Origin of the sequence: Sulfitobacter sediminivivens, from assembly GCF_042611115.2 — a bacterium.
GTDB classification, from domain to species: Bacteria; Pseudomonadota; Alphaproteobacteria; order Rhodobacterales; family Rhodobacteraceae; genus Sulfitobacter; species Sulfitobacter sediminivivens.
The window spans coordinates 81,279-97,834 of the sequence record NZ_JBHGAR020000008.1; the positions used below are offsets into that span (position 1 = coordinate 81,279).

Sequence of the window (16,556 nt, forward strand, 5' to 3'; positions counted from 1 at the left end):
TCGCAAAAGGTGGTTTGGTGCCTCGCAGAATTATGGCAACTGTGATATTGCGTCAAAGCGCGCTGATGCGCGCACTCACTCCTATCCAACATGGTCCATCAATGCATTTTCCACTGGCCGCAGCGATATTTCTGTCGATTGTATCATTGGCCGCGGCGCAAACCCTGCCGCCGCCGGTCGATGATGCCGCATTCATGCCTGTCGATCTGCAAGAGGCAAAGCTGGGGCAGCTTCTGTTTTACGATCCGATCCTGTCCGGCAATCGGGAAACGGCATGTGCGACCTGCCATCATCCCGATTTTGGCACGTCTGATGGCGTGTCTTTGTCGTTTGGCGATGGCGGGATCGGGCTTGGGCCCGATCGGCATGCAGACCCCAAAAACCTGCCCGAAGACCGTATTCCGCGCAATTCCCCCGGCCTCTTCAACCTTGGAGCGACCGAATTTACCGTGCTGTTTCACGATGGTCGGCTTGAGGCGGATCCCACCCGGCCCGGTGGCATTCGCACGCCGATGGACGCCGATATGGAAACCGGATTTGCATCTGTTCTTGCTGCACAGACCATGTTTCCGGTCCTCAGCCGTGATGAAATGGCAGGCTCCTACGCCGAAAATGACATTGCCCGCCTTGTCCGGCAGGGGCGGATCACCGGGCCGGACGGTGCTTGGGATATGCTGGCACGTCGCGTAGCAGAACTCCCCGCATATGCCGACGAATTCGCCACCGTTTATCCTCATATCGGCCAGCCAGATGAAATTGCGTTCACGGACATCGCCAATGCGATTGCGGCGTTTATTGCCTTTGAATGGCGCTCCGATACCGCGCCTTTTGATGAGGTATTGCGTGGCACCCGCGCGCTAAAGGGCCAGCAACAGGCCGGTCTTGAACTTTTCTTCGGGCCAGCGCGCTGTGCCACCTGCCACGGCGGCCCATTTCTGACCGACCACCAATTTCACGCGATGGCCGCGCCACAGATTGGGCCGGGCAAGGCCGCAACGTTCGAGGACCATCAGCGCGACGAGGGCCGTTTTCGGGTGACCGGGCGCGCCACAGATCGCTTTGCGTTTCGCACGCCCTCTTTGCGTAACATCGCTCTGACCGCCCCTTACGGACACGCGGGCGCGCACACCAATCTGTCGCGGTTTATTGAAGATCACGCAAATCCGGCAGAAAGCTTGGCCCGCTATGACCGCACCCAGGCTGTCCTCCCAAATTTCAAGTCCGAGGATTTCAAAGTGCTCGATGACCCGGTGCAGGTACGGCAAATCGCCGTCGCAGTTCAGGCCGAACCCATCGCGCTGACCCCCGGCGATATTGCCGCTCTGGTGGCGTTCCTTGACACGCTAACGGACCCGGTGGCCATCACAGGCCGTTTGGGTATCCCGAAAACAGTCCCCAGCGGATTGGCCGTACCAAGGGTCGATTAGGGTTTGGTCAAACGAACCCGGTCACCCGCCATTGCCTGATGGGTTGATCTGGTGCCGTCCGGCCATTCAACCTCAATCTGCGCATTCACGTCAGCGCCCAATCCAAAGTGGCGCGGCAACATCTGACCGCCACCGTGACCACCACCAATCACCTGTTGCAGCGCTTGGGTTGATGATGCCGACCGCACCGTCATAACTGCGCCCACCGCATCGCGGTTTCCGCCTGACTGGTGCAGTGACACAGTGATCCAGTTGCCAAATTCCACTGTCACATTTTGATATAGCTCAAGCGCAGCGCGGCGGTTTGACACGATCAGGTCCAGACGCCCGTCCAGATCAAAATCAACCAAAGCAGCCCCCCGCGACCGATCGGTTGTTGCGACACCTGCGCTCACGGCCACCTCATGAAAGGAGCCGTCATTCGACTGCATCAACAGGTTATTCGGGTCGCGCGTCGCCATGCCCGGCATCTGGTCGACGTTCCCTTTTGCAATGAAAAGGTCGGCGCGGCCGTCATTGTCAATATCGCCGAATTCAGCGTGCCACCCGGTCGAGGGGCGCCCATCGTCACCAACATGCGGGCGTTGGGCATAGGTTCCGATGGCATAATCTGCGGCTGTATAGCGGCCATCCGGCAAAGCAAATTGCAACAGTTGATCCCCCATTGAGGTCAGCATGACTTCGTCACGGCCATCCGCATTCAAATCGCGGCTGGCAATCCCCATGCCCCATAGGGCGACATTTTCCCAACCGTCCTCAGAGCCAAGATATCTATGGTCTGCGATGTCCCACATCTGCTCGTGGCCACCCTTGACGTAATAGTGCCGGTCATTGGACAGACGCAGGGTTGGTCTGCCCCGCGCATCACGTGCTGCCAGTATCGACAATGGGCAAAACCCGGGCGTGAGAACATTCTCGGCATATCCTTGCGGCGAGGGGCGCAGGATCACATTGTCATCGCAAGCCTCAAATGGCCCGTCAGGGTCGGTCCGATCAACATAATTGCCAATCGCCAAGGTGGGGCGATCCGCGCCGTCTTCCCACCATGCAGTGAACGCGGTGCTCCATCTGTCTGCCGGCGGAATGCCCATCGTCTCTGTCGCATCGGTGAAGCGGCATGCGCCCTGCCCCTTCAGGATGCGATTGGCACCAACGCGCAGCACAAAAAGATCCATCAAACCGTCGGCGTCCAGATCTATCGGATAGGCACCGGTCGCCCCCACCACCTTGGGAATGGAAACCTCTGAGAACGTGAAGTCGCCTTCATTGCGGATCATTTTTGCCGGATTTTCACCACCTGCCGCAAAAATGTCCGCCAATCCGTCGTCATCGCAGTCAAAAACAGCCAACCCACCGCCGACAAAATGTTCCCATCCGCCATCATAAATATGGGTCGGCAATTGATCCGATCTGTTTACAAATTTCGGATCAGCAACGGCTGGCCAGGCCATCAGACACATGAGATATGCCGCGTATTTCATGCGCCAGGCATCTCAAGACCACCGGCCATTGTGTTGGTGAGTGCGGCCAAAGCCGGTGCTGTCGCGCCGCGTGCCCATACCAGATCATCCCAATCATGGACCACAATCTTGCAGGGCTGGCGCACATCAGACAACGTCAGCTTTTGCATTTCTGCAAATACCTCATCCGCATAGAAATAATCATACTGCATCCGATCCCCAGACAGGATGATAAACGGCGGATCAAAAAGCTGTGCCACATTCGACAGCCCAACAGCAAGATAGCGACCCGCACGGTTGAATATCGTCTCAGCGGCTGAATTTCCGGCCTTTGCATGTTGAAACAACAACGCCAGCAACGCCTCGGGGTCTTTGCCTTCAACAACATCGGGCCCCAACGCTGTTGCGGCTTCTCGGGTCAGGGCATAATCCCCCAGATAAGCCTCCAGACATCCGCGCTGACCACAACGACAAAGCGCTCCATCAAGCTGTACTTTGGTATGGCCAAGCTCAAGTCCCACGCCATGTGTCCCGCGGTAAAGCTGATTGTTGACCACCAACCCCATGCCAACGCCATTTTCGATTGTCACGACGGCAAAATCGGTCATGTCGCGCCCATCGCCGTACCACAATTCGGCAAGGGTCAGCATGTTGGTGTCGTTATCGAGGAAAAGCGGCATGTTGAACCGTTTGGCAAACCCCGCAGTGATGTCTTGATTTGTGTCCTGCAAAAGAGAGCACCAGATAATCAGCCCACTGGCATGATCAACGATGCCCGGCACACCGATGCCAACCGCATCAATGTCAGCAGCCCGCATTCCACCATTTTTCAGCACAAGCTCAATCAAAGCGGCGATTTCATCAAGCAACTGTGCAGCGCTGCGCCTTTTTCCAGATGACTTAGCCGTTGCTGTGTTTACAACATTGCCGGCGAAATCGGCCAAAACGGCCGAATGCCGTTTCGACGACACTTTGATCCCGATCACAAACGCCGCATCCGGCACGACCTCCAATGCGACGGGCGGACGCCCGCGGGCCTGTTCGCGCGCCTGATCCTCCACTTCGCGCAAGATGCCAGAGGCAATCAGGTCTGCGGTAAGCGTTGTCGCACTGCCTGCACTGATGTCCAATGCGCGCGTAATGTCGGCACGTGCGGCACGCCCACTGGCCCTTACATGCTGGAATACCTGCTGTCTGAGCGGTGCATCGCTGGCCTTGCTGCGTTGCAATAACGGGCCACACCCGGCCAGTTTCGAGGTCTTGGTCCCTGTGTCGTCTATATATTTCATCATTTGAATTTAATCCAAGCCTGCGCAGCGTATTTCAGAGGATATTGACGGCAAAAACCAAGTTTGGAAAGCCTTTTTGTGGTTTTTTTCCAATTTCGGTTATTTTTTACTTTGCAAACTGAATTAAATATGTGCAATCTGGGCAGTGAGTCGCAAGGCTCGTTGTCTGTTTGATACAGAGGACACACCTATGGGAGGAATAACAATGAACAAATATGTAATCGCGGCTGCGGTCGCAGTGTCTGGTTTCGGAAGCGCCGCATTTGCGGACGGCCACGGCGTAACCGTCGGCGTCAGCTGGTCAAACTTTCAGGAGGAACGTTGGAAAACCGACGAAGCTGCGATCAAAGCTGCACTTGAGGCGGCTGGCGCAACCTACGTTTCAGCCGACGCACAATCATCTTCCGCCAAGCAACTGTCAGACGTTGAAAGCCTGATTGCGCAAGGTGCCGATGCGCTGATCATTCTGGCGCAAGATGCTGCCGCCATTGGCCCAGCCGTTGACGCCGCAGATGCAGAAGGTATTCCAGTGGTCGCATATGACCGCCTGATCGAAGACAGCCGCGCATTCTATCTGACGTTCGATAACGTCGAAGTTGGCCGGATGCAGGCCCGCGCCGTGCTCGAAGCACAGCCCGAAGGCAACTACGTCATGATCAAGGGCTCACCCACCGATCCAAACGCCGACTTCCTGCGCGGTGGTCAGCAAGAAGTGCTGCAGGCTGCCATCGACAGCGGCGCGATCACCATCGTGGATGAGGCTTATACAGACGGTTGGTTGCCAGCGAACGCACAGCGCAACATGGAACAGATCCTGACCGCCAACGACAACAAGGTTGATGCTGTTGTGGCGTCCAACGACGGCACCGCCGGTGGTGCAGTGGCCGCGTTGACAGCCCAAGGCATGGAAGGCATTCCAGTGTCCGGCCAAGATGGCGACCACGCAGCACTGAACCGGGTGGCACTTGGCACCCAAACCGTGTCGGTCTGGAAAGATGCGCGTGAACTGGGCAAAGCCGCAGGCGAGATTGCCGCAGCTTTGGCAGCTGATGGCACGGCAACCATTGACGGTTCAACCAAATGGACCTCACCAGGTGGCACCGAAATGAACTCGATGTTCCTGGCACCCGTGCCGATCACAGCGGCCAACTTGTCGGTCGTAACGGATGCGGGCTGGATCACGGTCGAGGCACTCTGCCAAGGCGTATCAGACGGTCCAGCCCCCTGTAACTAAGTGCACTGACGAAGCGTTTGGTCGGCTCGACTGACCAACACGGGACCCCGCTTGCGGGCGGGGTCCACCCCCTTCGCCCATTTCGCATCACGGACATTGTCAGCCTGAACATTCTGGCTGATCGCCGCTGAATATCGATGGAGACATCCCATGTCTGACCAAAACGCCCCCCAAACACAGTCAAAACGCAGCTTCCTGCAATCATTGGAAGTCGACACCCGGCTATTGGGGATGATCGGTGCATTTGTACTGGTCTGTCTCGTGTTCAACGTACTGACGGAGGGTCGTTTCCTGACCCCGCGCAACGTTTTTAACCTGACCATCCAAACGGTTTCAGTCGCAATCATGGCCACCGGTATGGTCTTTGTGATTGTGACACGCCACATCGACTTGTCGGTCGGCGCGCTTTTGGCGACCTGTACTGCGGTGATGGGAATGACCCAGACTGAATGGCTGCCACAGATTCTGGGACTGGAACTGGGCCATCCCATGATCCCTTGGATCACCATCGCGATTGGACTGCTGACCGGCGCTGTCATCGGCGGTGCCCAGGGCTGGCTGATCGGTTATCAGGCGATCCCCGCCTTTATTGTGACACTGGGCGGATTGCTGATCTGGCGCAACGTCGGTTGGTGGATGACAGACGGTGCCACAATCGGCCCCCTTGACCAAACCTTCCTTCTGTTTGGCGGCATCAATGGCACGCTTGGATCATTCTGGAGCTGGGTCGTGGGCCTGCTTGCAACCGCCGTAGCGCTTTATGCCTTGTGGTCGGGCCGCAGCACAAAAAAATCACATGGTTTTCCAGTCAAACCCGCGTGGGCAGAAATGTTGGTCATGGGCTTTATCGCCGCAGCGATCCTTGGCTTTGTGGCAGTACTGAACGCCTACACCGTGCCGGAACGGGTTATTGCACGTGATCCCGCGACTTTTGGATGTGAGGTCGCAGAAGGGTGCGTCGCTGCGTACGGCCTGCCCTATTCCGTCCTCGTTCTCATCGCTGTTGCGATTGTAATGACCGTGATCGCACTGCGCACCCGCCTGGGCCGCTACATCTTTGCAACCGGTGGCAACCCGGATGCGGCCGAACTTTCGGGCATCAACACGCGCCTGCTGACGGTCAAAATCTTTGCGATGGTCGGGGTGCTCTCTGCGCTTGCGGGCATCGTGGCATCAGCGCGTCTGGGCTATCATACAAATGATATCGGTACGCTTGACGAACTTCGGGTGATTGCCGCAGCCGTGATTGGCGGGACTGCGCTTTCCGGCGGACTTGGTACCATTTACGGGGCCATCATCGGTGCCTTGATCATGCAATCGCTGCAATCGGGCATGGCCATGGTCGGGGTAGACGCGCCCTATCAGAACATCGTCGTCGGCGCTGTTTTGGTGCTGGCCGTCTGGATCGACATTCAATACCGCAAGCGAGTGGGAGCGAAATAATGACAACGCCATTGGTTGAAATGAAAAACGTCTCGATTGCATTTGGCGGTGTCAAAGCCGTCGATCATGTGAGCATCGAATTGTACGAAGGCGAAGTCGTGGGCCTATTGGGCCACAACGGCGCGGGCAAATCGACACTGATCAAGATGCTGTCGGGTGCTTACAAGATGGATTCTGGCGAAATCTGGATCGAAGGAAAACGCGCCACGATCAATTCGCCGCGCGACAGCCGCGACTACAATATTGAGACGATCTATCAAACGCTCGCCCTTGCCGACAATCTTGATGCCGCGTCCAACCTGTTTCTGGGCCGTGAGTTGACGACACCGTTTGGCTTTGTTGATGACAGCCGGATGGAGGCAGAAACCCGCAAGATTATGGCGCGTCTCAATCCAAACTTCAAAAAGCTGAAAGAGCCGGTATCGGCGCTGTCAGGGGGCCAGCGGCAATCAGTTGCGATTGCGCGCGCCGTTTATTTCAACGCCAAGATCCTGATCATGGATGAACCCACTGCGGCCCTTGGTGTTCATGAAACCGCGATGGTGGCGGAATTGATCGGCGAGCTGAAAAAACAAGGTCTGGGCATCTTCCTCATCAGCCACGACACCCGCGAAATGATGGAACTCTGTGACCGGGTATCTGTGATGAAAAACGGCCAGCTGGTTGGCACTGAACGGGTAGAAGATGTGACCGAAGATGATATTCTCTCGATGATCATTCTGGGCAAGAACCCAAAAGCCGCGGCGTAATCCGAAACCCTGCTCAAATTGGTTTCGTCGTTCTCGTCCCGATCAAAATACGAAAGGACCTGTGCCATGACTGACTTTTTCAAAGGTATCCCCAGGATCACCTATCAGGGCATAGACAGCGACAGCGATTTTGCGTTTCGTCACTACAATCCTGACGAAGTGGTGATGGGCAAACCAATGAAGGACCATCTGCGCTTTGCCTGTGCGTATTGGCATTCCTTTGCCTGGCCCGGTGGCGATCCCTTTGGCGGCCAGACCTTTCAACGGCCGTGGTTTGACGACACCATGGCAGCGGCCAAGCTGAAAGCGGATGTGGCCTTTGAGATGTTTCAGATTTTGGGTGTCCCCTATTTCTGTTTCCACGATGCCGACGTACGCCCCGAAGGTGCGGACTTTGCAGAGAACACCAGAAACCTTGAAGAAATTGTCGACTACTTTGGCCAAAAGATGGACGATACCGGGCTCAAACTGCTTTGGGGCACCGCGAACCTGTTTTCACACCGCCGTTTTATGGCTGGTGCTGCCACCAACCCGGATCCGGATGTTTTTGCCTTTTCGGCGGCGACGATCAAGACCTGCATGGATGCCACAATCAAATTGGGGGGTGAAAATTATGTCCTTTGGGGCGGGCGCGAAGGTTATGAAACCCTGCTCAACACCGACATGGGCCGCGAACGCCAGCAAGCGGGCCGCATGTTGCAGATGGTTGTCGATTACAAACATAAGACCGGGTTCAAAGGTGCCATCCTGATCGAACCCAAACCGCAAGAGCCGACCAAGCACCAATATGATTACGATGTTGCAACCGTTTACGGATTTCTCAAGGATTTTGGTCTTGAGAACGAAGTGCAGGTCAATATCGAACAGGGTCATGCCATTTTGGCAGGTCACACGTTTGAACATGAACTGGCACTGGCGCGTGAATTGGGGATCTTCGGGTCCATCGACATGAACCGCAATGACTATCAATCCGGCTGGGACACCGACCAGTTTCCCAACAATGTACCAGAGATGGCATTGGCTTTTTACGAGGTCCTGCGGGCGGGCGGATTTACCACCGGGGGCACAAATTTCGACGCGAAACTACGCCGCCAATCCCTCGACCCCGAGGACCTGATCCTTGCACATGTGGGCGGTATGGACGCCTGTGCGGCCGGGCTCAAGGCCGCAGCGGCCATGCTGACGGACGGCACGCTCGAAGCCGCGCGCAATACGCGTTACGCAGGCTGGGATACCGATGCGGGCAAATCGCTGATGACCAGCGACCTTGCAAAAATCCATGACCATGTGGTCGCAAAAGGCATCAACCCTGAGCCAAAGTCCGGACGGCAGGAACGGCTTGAAAATCTGGTGAACCGATATCTCTAAGTCCCATGATCGCCAACAACCTGCGGCGCAGGGTCGGCCTTGTTGGGCAACATTAGATCAGGCTCCGTAATAGCTGGCGCAGATTTTTCAGGCGACACGCCTTACGCGCCACCCAACTCATGCGCCCAGGGTGGATTTGCCCCGTGCCTGCTGACGGTGATGCCTGCCACCCTTGCACCCATTGCCAAAGCCGAGGCAACCTGTTCGCCCGTGATGTTTTGCAAGGCGTCCGTGCTCAGCAAACCCTGCTCAGATAACCGCGCCAGAACACCTGCGTTAAAGGTATCGCCTGCGCCAACTGTATCAGCCACCGTGGTGCTTTGTGCCGGCACCTCAACAACACCGTCCGTCCCGAAAAGCCCGGTTGCCCCTTGGCTGCCACGGGTGACGATCACCAACTGCGGCCCGTCGTTCAACAGCATGTCCGCTTTTTCCAGCATCGACAGCGGGCCGGGGACGATCCAATCCAGATCTTCGTCCGACACTTTCAGGATGTTGGTGTGGGCAATCAGACGTTCCAGACGCGCGCGGTATGCCGTTTCGTCAGTGACAAAATTCATCCGAATATTGGGGTCCGCCATGATCACCCTTCTGCCCGCCTCGCGCATCGCAAGGGCGACATAGAAATCCGCAGCAGGCAAATTGATCAGACTTATACCGCCAAGGTAAAGCGCCGTGGTTGCGTCAGGAATGGCAGGGAGATCTTTCGCATCCAACATCCGCCCGGCACTGTTTTCATCAAAAAACAGATAGCTCGCCTGCCCGTTCCTGAGTGTCACAAACGCCAGCGTGGTTCGGCGATCAGACATCACCACATTTGCGGTATCGACGTTGCTGTCGGTCAGACCCTGCCGCAGCATGTCACCAAACAGGTCGGTGGAAATGCCCGACACAAAACCGACAGGCGCGCCCAAACGCCCAAGCGCCACGGCGGTGTTGAAAACCGCGCCACCCGCATGCGGCGTAAACGCGTCTTTGCCTGCCGCGTCCACGGACGGGATCATATCAATCAATGCTTCACCGCAACAGATGATCATAGCCCGCCCCCTTTTGCCGCATAGGCCTGTCGTGTTCCGAAAAGCACGGGCTCAGGCCAAATAGGTTTTCAATGTGTCTTCAGTACCCTTGGTTTGCACCGAATTCAGCGCCGATGCAAACGCCGCAACAAACCCCTCATGACGCCCGAGACCCCCGTAGATATCTTCTTGCGATAACCACGCCACAGGATCACCCTCGGCGCGTCGCGCCGCGTTCCGCAAATTGTCCCAGTCAGGATCATTAGCCGGAATGACACCACCGGCATCCGTCTGCCCTTTGCAATACTGACACCACAGCGCCGAACTTAGCGCCAACCCCTCTGGCACATACCCCGCCGCCAAACCATCACGGATGGAGGGAATGACAAACTTCGGTTGACGGTTCGATCCATCATGACAAAGCCGCGTGGTTGTATCGGCCACACCGGGGTTTTCAAACCGCTCACAGATCGACTCCAGATATTGCGCAGGCGTGAACCCCGGCACCGGGTCTACGTGTTGCAAAACGTCATGGCTCAACACTTTGCGCAGATATCTACGGATCAGGTCATTTCCCATCGCATCATGCACAAATTCGATGCCCATCAAGGCGGACGGATAGGCCAAAATCGCGTGGCCCCCGTTCAACAGACGGATTTTCATCCGCTCAAAGGCGTGAATGTCGTCCGTCAGGGTGACGCCGACACGCTCAAACTCGGGGCGGCCATTGACGAATTTATCCTCAAGCACCCATTGCCGGAAAGGTTCGCAAAACACTGGAAAGTTGTCTTTGATGCCAAACTTGGCGCGCAACAGGTCGCGTTCCCGCGCACCCGTGGCTGGCGTAATCCGGTCGACCATCCCATTTGGAAAACTGACGTTATCTGCGATCCAATTTGCCAGATCAGGATCAAGCGCATGGGCCATTTCCATGATCGCCGCACGCGCCACGTCGCCATTACCGGGCAGGTTGTCGCAAGACATCACGGTGAACGCCGGTACACGATCCGCACGCCGCGCCGCGAGACTGGCAAGGATCGCCCCAAAGACGGTGTTGGGCGCAGCAGGGTTCGCAATATCTGCGGAAATGTCAGAGTGTGAGACATCAAAGCTGCCGGTTGAGGCATCCACGAAATAGCCGCCTTCGGTCACTGTCAGCGACACGATTTTGGTCACTGGGTCCGTCATCGCCGCAATCAGGGGCGCATTGCCTTTTGGCGCGACATCAACAAAGTCGATCATCGCGCCGATAATATCGGCCTTGTAGGTTTCATGGTTCACTTCGACCACGGAATAAAGCCAGTCTTGTTCTGACAACATTTGCCGCATCTGCGCATCCGGCTGACGCACCCCCGCGCCGCGAATGGCCCAGGCCGGATCACCCCCGGCATTCAGCAGATCATTCAGATAGACACCCTGATGAGACCGATGAAAGTTGCCAATGCCAATATGCAAGATGCCCGCGCTCAACCGATCACGCGCATAGGTCGGTCGACCCACGCAAGCGGGCAGATCGTCCAAAGAATATTGGCGTAGCAGAATTGTCATGTCAGCTCATCCACTGTCCGCCGTCGACGTTATACGTCTGCGACACGATATAGTCGGCCTCTGATGAGGCGAGAAACACCGCCATGCCGGTCAGGTCCGAAGGCATGGCAAAGCGTCCGGCAGGAACAGATGCGGCAACCTCGGCTTTCTTCTGACCCGGTTTTTTTCCCTCAAGTTTGGCAAACATCGCATCGACATGGTCCCAATGTGCGCCGTCCACGACACCGGGCGCGATGGCGTTAACGTTGATGCCGTGCTTGATCAGGTTCAACCCTGCCGACTGGGTCATTGAGATCACCGCAGCCTTGGTCGAGCAATAGACCAGCACAAGGCTTTCGCCGCGTCTGCCGGCCTGGCTTGCCATGTTGATGATCTTGCCGCCATGACCTTGGGCGATCATTTGTTTCGCCGCCGCCTGCATCGTGAAAAGCGTACCAGCGACGTTCACGGCATAAAGCCTGTCATAACTGGCGCGGGTGATATCGACGGTTTCAGCCGCATCAAAAAGTGCTGCGTTGTTGATCAAGATATCCAGCTTTCCGGCCTTGGTGACAACCGCAGCGATGGCCGCGTCAATGCTGTCCTGACTGCTGACATCCAGGTGCACCGCATAGGCCCCGTCACCAAGCGCGCGGGCAGTTTCTTCGGCCGCATCAAGGTTGATATCCGCGATGCCAACTGTGGCCCCTTCTGCCAGAAAGCGTTCTGAAAACCCTTGCCCGATCCCGCGAGCCGCCCCGGTGATCAGCGCCGACTGCCCTTCCAGTCGCTTCATTCTATCCGCAGCCCCTGCGCGTCAAAGCGGTGCAGCTTGTCCATGTCAGGTGACAGAAAGATCGTGTCGTTGTGGCGCACGTCCAGATCGCCGCTGATCCGCACAGTGACCATTTCGGCCAGCCCGGTGTCATGCACATGCACGAAGGTGTCCGAACCCAGATGCTCGGCGACGCCAACGCGGCCTTTCCACTGACCTTCGGTCTTGGAGACCTGCATATGTTCCGGGCGCACACCGATGGTGGTCGCGCCGTGTTTTTGTGCCTCGTCTCCGGTAAAGAGGTTCATGTTCGGCGACCCGATAAAACCCGCCACAAAGGTATTCTGCGGACGGTGATAAAGCTCAAGCGGGCTGCCAACCTGTTCAATATTGCCCGCCTGCAACACCACGATCTTGTCAGCCATTGTCATGGCTTCGACCTGATCGTGAGTCACATAGATCATCGTTGTCTCAAGTTCATTGTGCAGCTCGCTGATCTCAAGGCGCATGTTGACGCGCAAGGATGCGTCAAGGTTCGACAGCGGTTCATCAAACAGGAACGCCGCGGGTTCACGCACGATCGCACGGCCAATCGCAACACGCTGGCGCTGGCCGCCAGACAATTGGCCAGGACGACGGTCGATGTAATCAGCAAGGTTCAAGATTGCTGCCGCGTGGTCGACCTTTGCTGCAATCTGATCCTGCGGCATGCCTGCCATTTTCAACGGGAAAGCGATGTTCTTGCGGACCGACATATGCGGATAAAGCGCGTAGGACTGAAACACCATCGCCAGTCTGCGCTTGGCTGGCGGCAGATCCGTCGCGTCTTTGCCGTCGATGCTGATCGTTCCGGACGTCGTGTCTTCGAGACCGGCAATCAGACGCAAAAGCGTGGATTTACCACAACCCGATGGCCCGACGAAAACAACAAACTCGCCTTCGTTGATTTCAAGATCCAGTGGCGGAATAACCTGCACATCGCCAAAGCTTTTCGTGACTTGGTTGAGCGTAATTTGTCCCATGTGTCAGGTTCCCTATTTCACCGCGCCGAACGTCAGGCCGCGGACAAGTTGTTTCTGGCTGAACCAGCCAAGGATGAGGATCGGCATGATAGCCATCGTGGATGCCGCGCTGAGCTTTGCGTAAAACAAGCCTTCCGGGCTTGAATAGCTTGCGATAAACGCGGTCAGTGGCGCTGCTTTTGCCGCTGTCAGGTTGAGGGTCCAGAAGGCCTCGTTCCATGCCAGAATGAAGTTCAACAGCAGTGTCGACGCGATACCGGGAATTGCCATGGGGGTCAGCACATAAAGGATTTCTGATTTCAGGGTCGCCCCGTCCATCCGCGCCGCTTCGAGGATTTCACCAGGGATTTCACGGAAATAGGTGTACAGCATCCAGACAATGATCGGCAGGTTGATCAACATCAGCACAAACGTCAGACCATAGACATTGTCCAGCAGACCCAGCTTGATGAACAGCAGATAGATTGGGTAGAGAACACCAACCGCCGGCAGCATCTTGGTTGAGAGCATCCAGAGCAGGATATCCTTGGTCCGTTTGGAGGGAACAAACGCCATCGACCATGCGGCAGGCACCGCAATCATAATCCCAAGGATGGTTGACCCCCCCGCGATGAAGATCGAATTCCACAGGAAACGCCCGTAGTTCGACCGTTCCATCACTGTTGAGTAGTTTTCCGTCGTCCAGTCAAAGAACAGGAAGATCGGCGGATCGGAGATCGCCTGCGCTTCGGTTTTGAAACTGGTCAGGATGGTCCACAGGATCGGGAAGAAGATCAGCAGACCGATAATCCAGGCAAGTGTCGTGTTGAACGCCTTGCGTTGGTTGGTAACTGAACGTGCCATGTGCCGTCCTCCCTCAGTTATCTAGGTTCTTGCCGACGATGCGCATCAAGAAGATGGCAACGATATTGGCAAGGATGATCGCGTAAACACCGCCCGCAGAGCCAAGCCCGATGTTCTGGCTTTCCAGCACCCGTTGGAAGATCAGGTAAGACAATGTCCGGGTGCCGAATGCGCCGCCCGTTGTCACAAAAATCTCGGCAAAGACTGCCAGAAGGAAGATTGTCTGAATCAGGACCACAATGGTGATTGCACGGCTAAGGTGCGGCAGGGTGATGTAGAAAAAGCGTGACAGCGGTGACGCACCGTCCATTTCAGCCGCTTCAAGCTGCTCACTATCCAATGACTGAATGGCGGTAAGCAAGATGAGCGTTGCAAACGGCAGCCACTGCCAGGACACAATCAAAATGAGCGACGGTACCGCCGCGTCTGAAAGCCAACTGACCGGGTCCGCGCCAAAGAACCTCCACAGATGCGCAAACAATCCGTTTGTCGGATCCATAAAGATGTTTTTCCACACCAATGCGGAAACGGTTGGCATGACAAAGAATGGCGCAATGACCAGAATACGAACCGGGCCCTGACCCCACATCGGCTGATCAAGCAAGATCGCCAAAAGAACGCCCAAAGCGATCGTAATAGCCAGGACTCCGCCCAGAATGATGAGCGTCGTGTAAATAGCTGGCCAGAAGGCGCTTGATGTTACAAATCGGACATAATTATCAAATCCTGTCCACCCTTGGTCGCCGCCACGCAGCGGCAAGTAAGTTCGGAACGAGAACCACAACGTCATGATCAGAGGCACCAACATCCAACCAAGGAGCAAGATCACTGCGGGTGCCATCATCAGTCTGGCGGCGGATCGGGAAGCTTTGGTGGCCATTGGATGCATCTCCTCCGTTGATGGGCGGCAAGATCAGAGCCCCATCCTTACGTCGTATTGGAAAACGGAAACAGTAGTACAATGAAAGGCAGAGGGCGGGCGAACCGCCCTCTGCTCTGGGTGGCAGTGGCTTACTTGTAGCCGGCTGCTTCCATGGTTTCGTTGGTAATCGCCTGAGCTTTTGCCAGCGCTTCTTCGACGGTCTGCTGACCCGCATAAGCGGCAGAGAATTCCTGGCTCACTTCCGTTGCCATACCGGCAAACTCGGGGATCGCGACGAACTGGATACCAACATACGGCACCGGATCAACAGTTGGGTTGGTCGGATCAGCCGCGTTGATAGAGTCCAGGGTCATTTGAGCAAACGGAACTTCCAGATACTCAGGTGTCTCATACAGAGATGTCCGCGCGCCCGGAGGCACATTGGCCCAGCCTTCTTTGCCAGCAACAAGCTCTATATATGCTTTACCAGTTGCCCATTCGATGAACTGTTTGGCTTCAGCTTCCTTTTGCGTCCCTGCGGGAACCGCCAAAGCCCAAGCCCAAAGCCAGTTCGCGCGCTTTTCAACGCCTTCGTGGTTCGGTGCCAAAGCGAAACCAACTGAGTCAGCAACGGTGGAATCGTCGCCGGTCACAAAAGACGCCGCAACAGTCGCGTCAATCCACATGCCGCACTTGCCTTGGTTGAACAGCGACAAGTTTTCATTGAAACCGTTGGTCGCATAACCTTCCGGGCCATAATCATTCATCAGGTTGACATAAAAGTTCAGCGCTTCGGCCCATTCTGGCTGATCAAACTGTGCGTTCCAGTCTTCGTCGAACCAGCGTGCGCCGAATGAGTTGCCTGTCACGGTGATAAATGCACCGCCTTCACCCCAACCGGCCTTACCGCGCAGGCAAACACCGTTGATGTCTTTCTCAGGATCATCCATTGCAGCGGCTGCTTCGCGGATAAATTCCCAAGTCGGGGCATCAGGCATTTCAAGACCGGCTTGTTCCATCAGGTCTGTGCGGTACATCACCATTGAGCTTTCGCCGTAAAACGGTGCTGCATAAAGAGTGCCGTCGTGGGACAGACCATCGCGCATGGCAGGCAGAATGTCGTCCACATCATATTCGGCGGACAGATCATTCAGAGGCACAAGCCAACCGTTGGCACCCCAGATTGGGGTCTCGTACATGCCGATTGTCATGATGTCGAACTGGCCACCTTTGGTGGTGATGTCCGTTGTGACGCGCTGGCGCAGTGTATTCTCTTCCAGTGTCACCCATTCGACGGCAATGCCGGTCTCCTCGGTGAAAATATCAGTGTAGCCCTGCATGCGCACCATATCGCCGTTGTTCACGGTGGCGATGGTGATTGTTTTGGAGTGGCCATCTGCGAATGCCGTTCCGGCAACTGCACACATAGCTGTCGCACCCAATAGGGCGCGGAGTGAATTCTTCATGGTATCCTCCCGTTAAGATATGGGCTTTTGCCCACTACCTAAGCAATTACTCACAAATAGACGGCATTTTGTCAA

14 protein-coding genes are annotated in these 16,556 nt (G+C 56.1%); 5 read left to right on the forward strand and 9 right to left on the reverse strand.

Going from position 1 to position 16,556, the window contains the following annotated elements; genetic code table 11:
- Window positions 1-101 precede the first annotated feature (101 nt).
- Window positions 102-1,427: a cytochrome-c peroxidase gene (locus ACEWL3_RS10350; protein ID WP_386183484.1), complete on the forward strand. Its 1,326-nt coding sequence runs from the start codon at window positions 102-104 to the stop codon at window positions 1,425-1,427.
- Here ACEWL3_RS10350 and ACEWL3_RS10355 read toward each other — a convergent pair.
- The gene (locus ACEWL3_RS10355; protein ID WP_386183343.1) at window positions 1,424-2,908 is read right to left on the reverse strand and encodes a CRTAC1 family protein; all 1,485 of its coding nucleotides are present in this window, start codon (window positions 2,906-2,908) and stop codon (window positions 1,424-1,426) included. The genes ACEWL3_RS10350 and ACEWL3_RS10355 overlap by 4 nt on opposite strands.
- Window positions 2,905-4,179, reverse strand: a complete 1,275-nt coding sequence (locus tag ACEWL3_RS10360) for an ROK family protein (RefSeq protein ID WP_386183341.1) — start codon at window positions 4,177-4,179, stop codon at window positions 2,905-2,907. Before ACEWL3_RS10360 ends, ACEWL3_RS10355 begins: the two co-directional genes overlap by 4 nt.
- Window positions 4,180-4,381: 202 nt before the next feature.
- On the opposite strand from ACEWL3_RS10360, the gene xylF reads away from it, so the two are divergent.
- From xylF to xylA, 4 genes are all read left to right on the forward strand, one after another.
- Complete coding sequence (gene xylF / locus ACEWL3_RS10365) at window positions 4,382-5,410, forward strand: D-xylose ABC transporter substrate-binding protein (RefSeq protein WP_386183339.1); 1,029 nt, start codon at window positions 4,382-4,384, stop codon at window positions 5,408-5,410.
- Window positions 5,411-5,560: 150 nt separating this feature from the next.
- Window positions 5,561-6,853 carry a sugar ABC transporter permease gene (locus ACEWL3_RS10370; protein WP_386183337.1) on the forward strand — a complete coding sequence of 431 codons (1,293 nt, stop codon included), beginning with the start codon at window positions 5,561-5,563 and terminating at the stop codon, window positions 6,851-6,853.
- Complete coding sequence (locus ACEWL3_RS10375; RefSeq protein ID WP_386183335.1) at window positions 6,853-7,602, forward strand: ATP-binding cassette domain-containing protein; 750 nt, start codon at window positions 6,853-6,855, stop codon at window positions 7,600-7,602. Before ACEWL3_RS10370 ends, ACEWL3_RS10375 begins: the two co-directional genes overlap by 1 nt.
- A 66-nt stretch (window positions 7,603-7,668) precedes the next feature.
- Complete coding sequence (gene xylA, locus ACEWL3_RS10380) at window positions 7,669-8,970, forward strand: xylose isomerase (RefSeq protein ID WP_386183333.1); 1,302 nt, start codon at window positions 7,669-7,671, stop codon at window positions 8,968-8,970.
- A gap of 101 nt (window positions 8,971-9,071) precedes the next feature.
- On the opposite strand, the gene ACEWL3_RS10385 is transcribed toward xylA, so the two are convergent.
- The 7 genes from ACEWL3_RS10385 to ACEWL3_RS10415 form a co-directional block, all read right to left on the reverse strand.
- The gene (locus tag ACEWL3_RS10385) at window positions 9,072-10,007 is read right to left on the reverse strand and encodes a carbohydrate kinase family protein (RefSeq protein ID WP_386183331.1); all 936 of its coding nucleotides are present in this window, start codon (window positions 10,005-10,007) and stop codon (window positions 9,072-9,074) included.
- Between the two features lie 51 nt (window positions 10,008-10,058).
- Window positions 10,059-11,534 carry a mannitol dehydrogenase family protein gene (locus ACEWL3_RS10390; RefSeq protein WP_386183329.1) on the reverse strand — a complete coding sequence of 492 codons (1,476 nt, stop codon included), beginning with the start codon at window positions 11,532-11,534 and terminating at the stop codon, window positions 10,059-10,061.
- Between the two features lies 1 nt (window position 11,535).
- On the reverse strand, window positions 11,536-12,309 hold the full coding sequence (locus tag ACEWL3_RS10395; protein WP_386183327.1) for an L-iditol 2-dehydrogenase: 774 nt from the start codon (window positions 12,307-12,309) through the stop codon (window positions 11,536-11,538).
- Window positions 12,306-13,310, reverse strand: coding sequence for an ABC transporter ATP-binding protein (locus tag ACEWL3_RS10400; RefSeq protein WP_386183325.1), 1,005 nt, complete (start codon window positions 13,308-13,310; stop codon window positions 12,306-12,308). Before ACEWL3_RS10400 ends, ACEWL3_RS10395 begins: the two co-directional genes overlap by 4 nt.
- 12 nt (window positions 13,311-13,322) lie before the next feature.
- Entirely contained in the window at window positions 13,323-14,153 is an 831-nt protein-coding gene (locus ACEWL3_RS10405; protein ID WP_114879571.1) for a carbohydrate ABC transporter permease, read from the reverse strand.
- A gap of 13 nt (window positions 14,154-14,166) precedes the next feature.
- Window positions 14,167-15,033: a carbohydrate ABC transporter permease gene (locus ACEWL3_RS10410; protein ID WP_114879572.1), complete on the reverse strand. Its 867-nt coding sequence runs from the start codon at window positions 15,031-15,033 to the stop codon at window positions 14,167-14,169.
- Between the two features lie 131 nt (window positions 15,034-15,164).
- Window positions 15,165-16,481 (reverse strand): ABC transporter substrate-binding protein, encoded by a 1,317-nt coding sequence (locus tag ACEWL3_RS10415; RefSeq protein ID WP_386183322.1) that lies wholly within the window; start codon window positions 16,479-16,481, stop codon window positions 15,165-15,167.
- Window positions 16,482-16,556: the final 75 nt, after the last annotated feature.

What these genes read in the sequence shown, in the direction of transcription:
- ACEWL3_RS10350 (WP_386183484.1), top strand. Translation starts at nt 102, where the DNA reads ATGCATTTTCCACTGGCCGCAGCGATATTTCTGTCGATTGTATCATTG.
- ACEWL3_RS10355 (WP_386183343.1), bottom strand. Translation starts at nt 2,908, where the DNA reads ATGAAATACGCGGCATATCTCATGTGTCTGATGGCCTGGCCAGCCGTT.
- ACEWL3_RS10360 (WP_386183341.1), bottom strand. Translation starts at nt 4,179, where the DNA reads ATGATGAAATATATAGACGACACAGGGACCAAGACCTCGAAACTGGCC.
- xylF (WP_386183339.1), top strand. Translation starts at nt 4,382, where the DNA reads ATGAACAAATATGTAATCGCGGCTGCGGTCGCAGTGTCTGGTTTCGGA.
- ACEWL3_RS10370 (WP_386183337.1), top strand. Translation starts at nt 5,561, where the DNA reads ATGTCTGACCAAAACGCCCCCCAAACACAGTCAAAACGCAGCTTCCTG.
- ACEWL3_RS10375 (WP_386183335.1), top strand. Translation starts at nt 6,853, where the DNA reads ATGACAACGCCATTGGTTGAAATGAAAAACGTCTCGATTGCATTTGGC.
- xylA (WP_386183333.1), top strand. Translation starts at nt 7,669, where the DNA reads ATGACTGACTTTTTCAAAGGTATCCCCAGGATCACCTATCAGGGCATA.
- ACEWL3_RS10385 (WP_386183331.1), bottom strand. Translation starts at nt 10,007, where the DNA reads ATGATCATCTGTTGCGGTGAAGCATTGATTGATATGATCCCGTCCGTG.
- ACEWL3_RS10390 (WP_386183329.1), bottom strand. Translation starts at nt 11,534, where the DNA reads ATGACAATTCTGCTACGCCAATATTCTTTGGACGATCTGCCCGCTTGC.
- ACEWL3_RS10395 (WP_386183327.1), bottom strand. Translation starts at nt 12,309, where the DNA reads ATGAAGCGACTGGAAGGGCAGTCGGCGCTGATCACCGGGGCGGCTCGC.
- ACEWL3_RS10400 (WP_386183325.1), bottom strand. Translation starts at nt 13,310, where the DNA reads ATGGGACAAATTACGCTCAACCAAGTCACGAAAAGCTTTGGCGATGTG.
- ACEWL3_RS10405 (WP_114879571.1), bottom strand. Translation starts at nt 14,153, where the DNA reads ATGGCACGTTCAGTTACCAACCAACGCAAGGCGTTCAACACGACACTT.
- ACEWL3_RS10410 (WP_114879572.1), bottom strand. Translation starts at nt 15,033, where the DNA reads ATGGCCACCAAAGCTTCCCGATCCGCCGCCAGACTGATGATGGCACCC.
- ACEWL3_RS10415 (WP_386183322.1), bottom strand. Translation starts at nt 16,481, where the DNA reads ATGAAGAATTCACTCCGCGCCCTATTGGGTGCGACAGCTATGTGTGCA.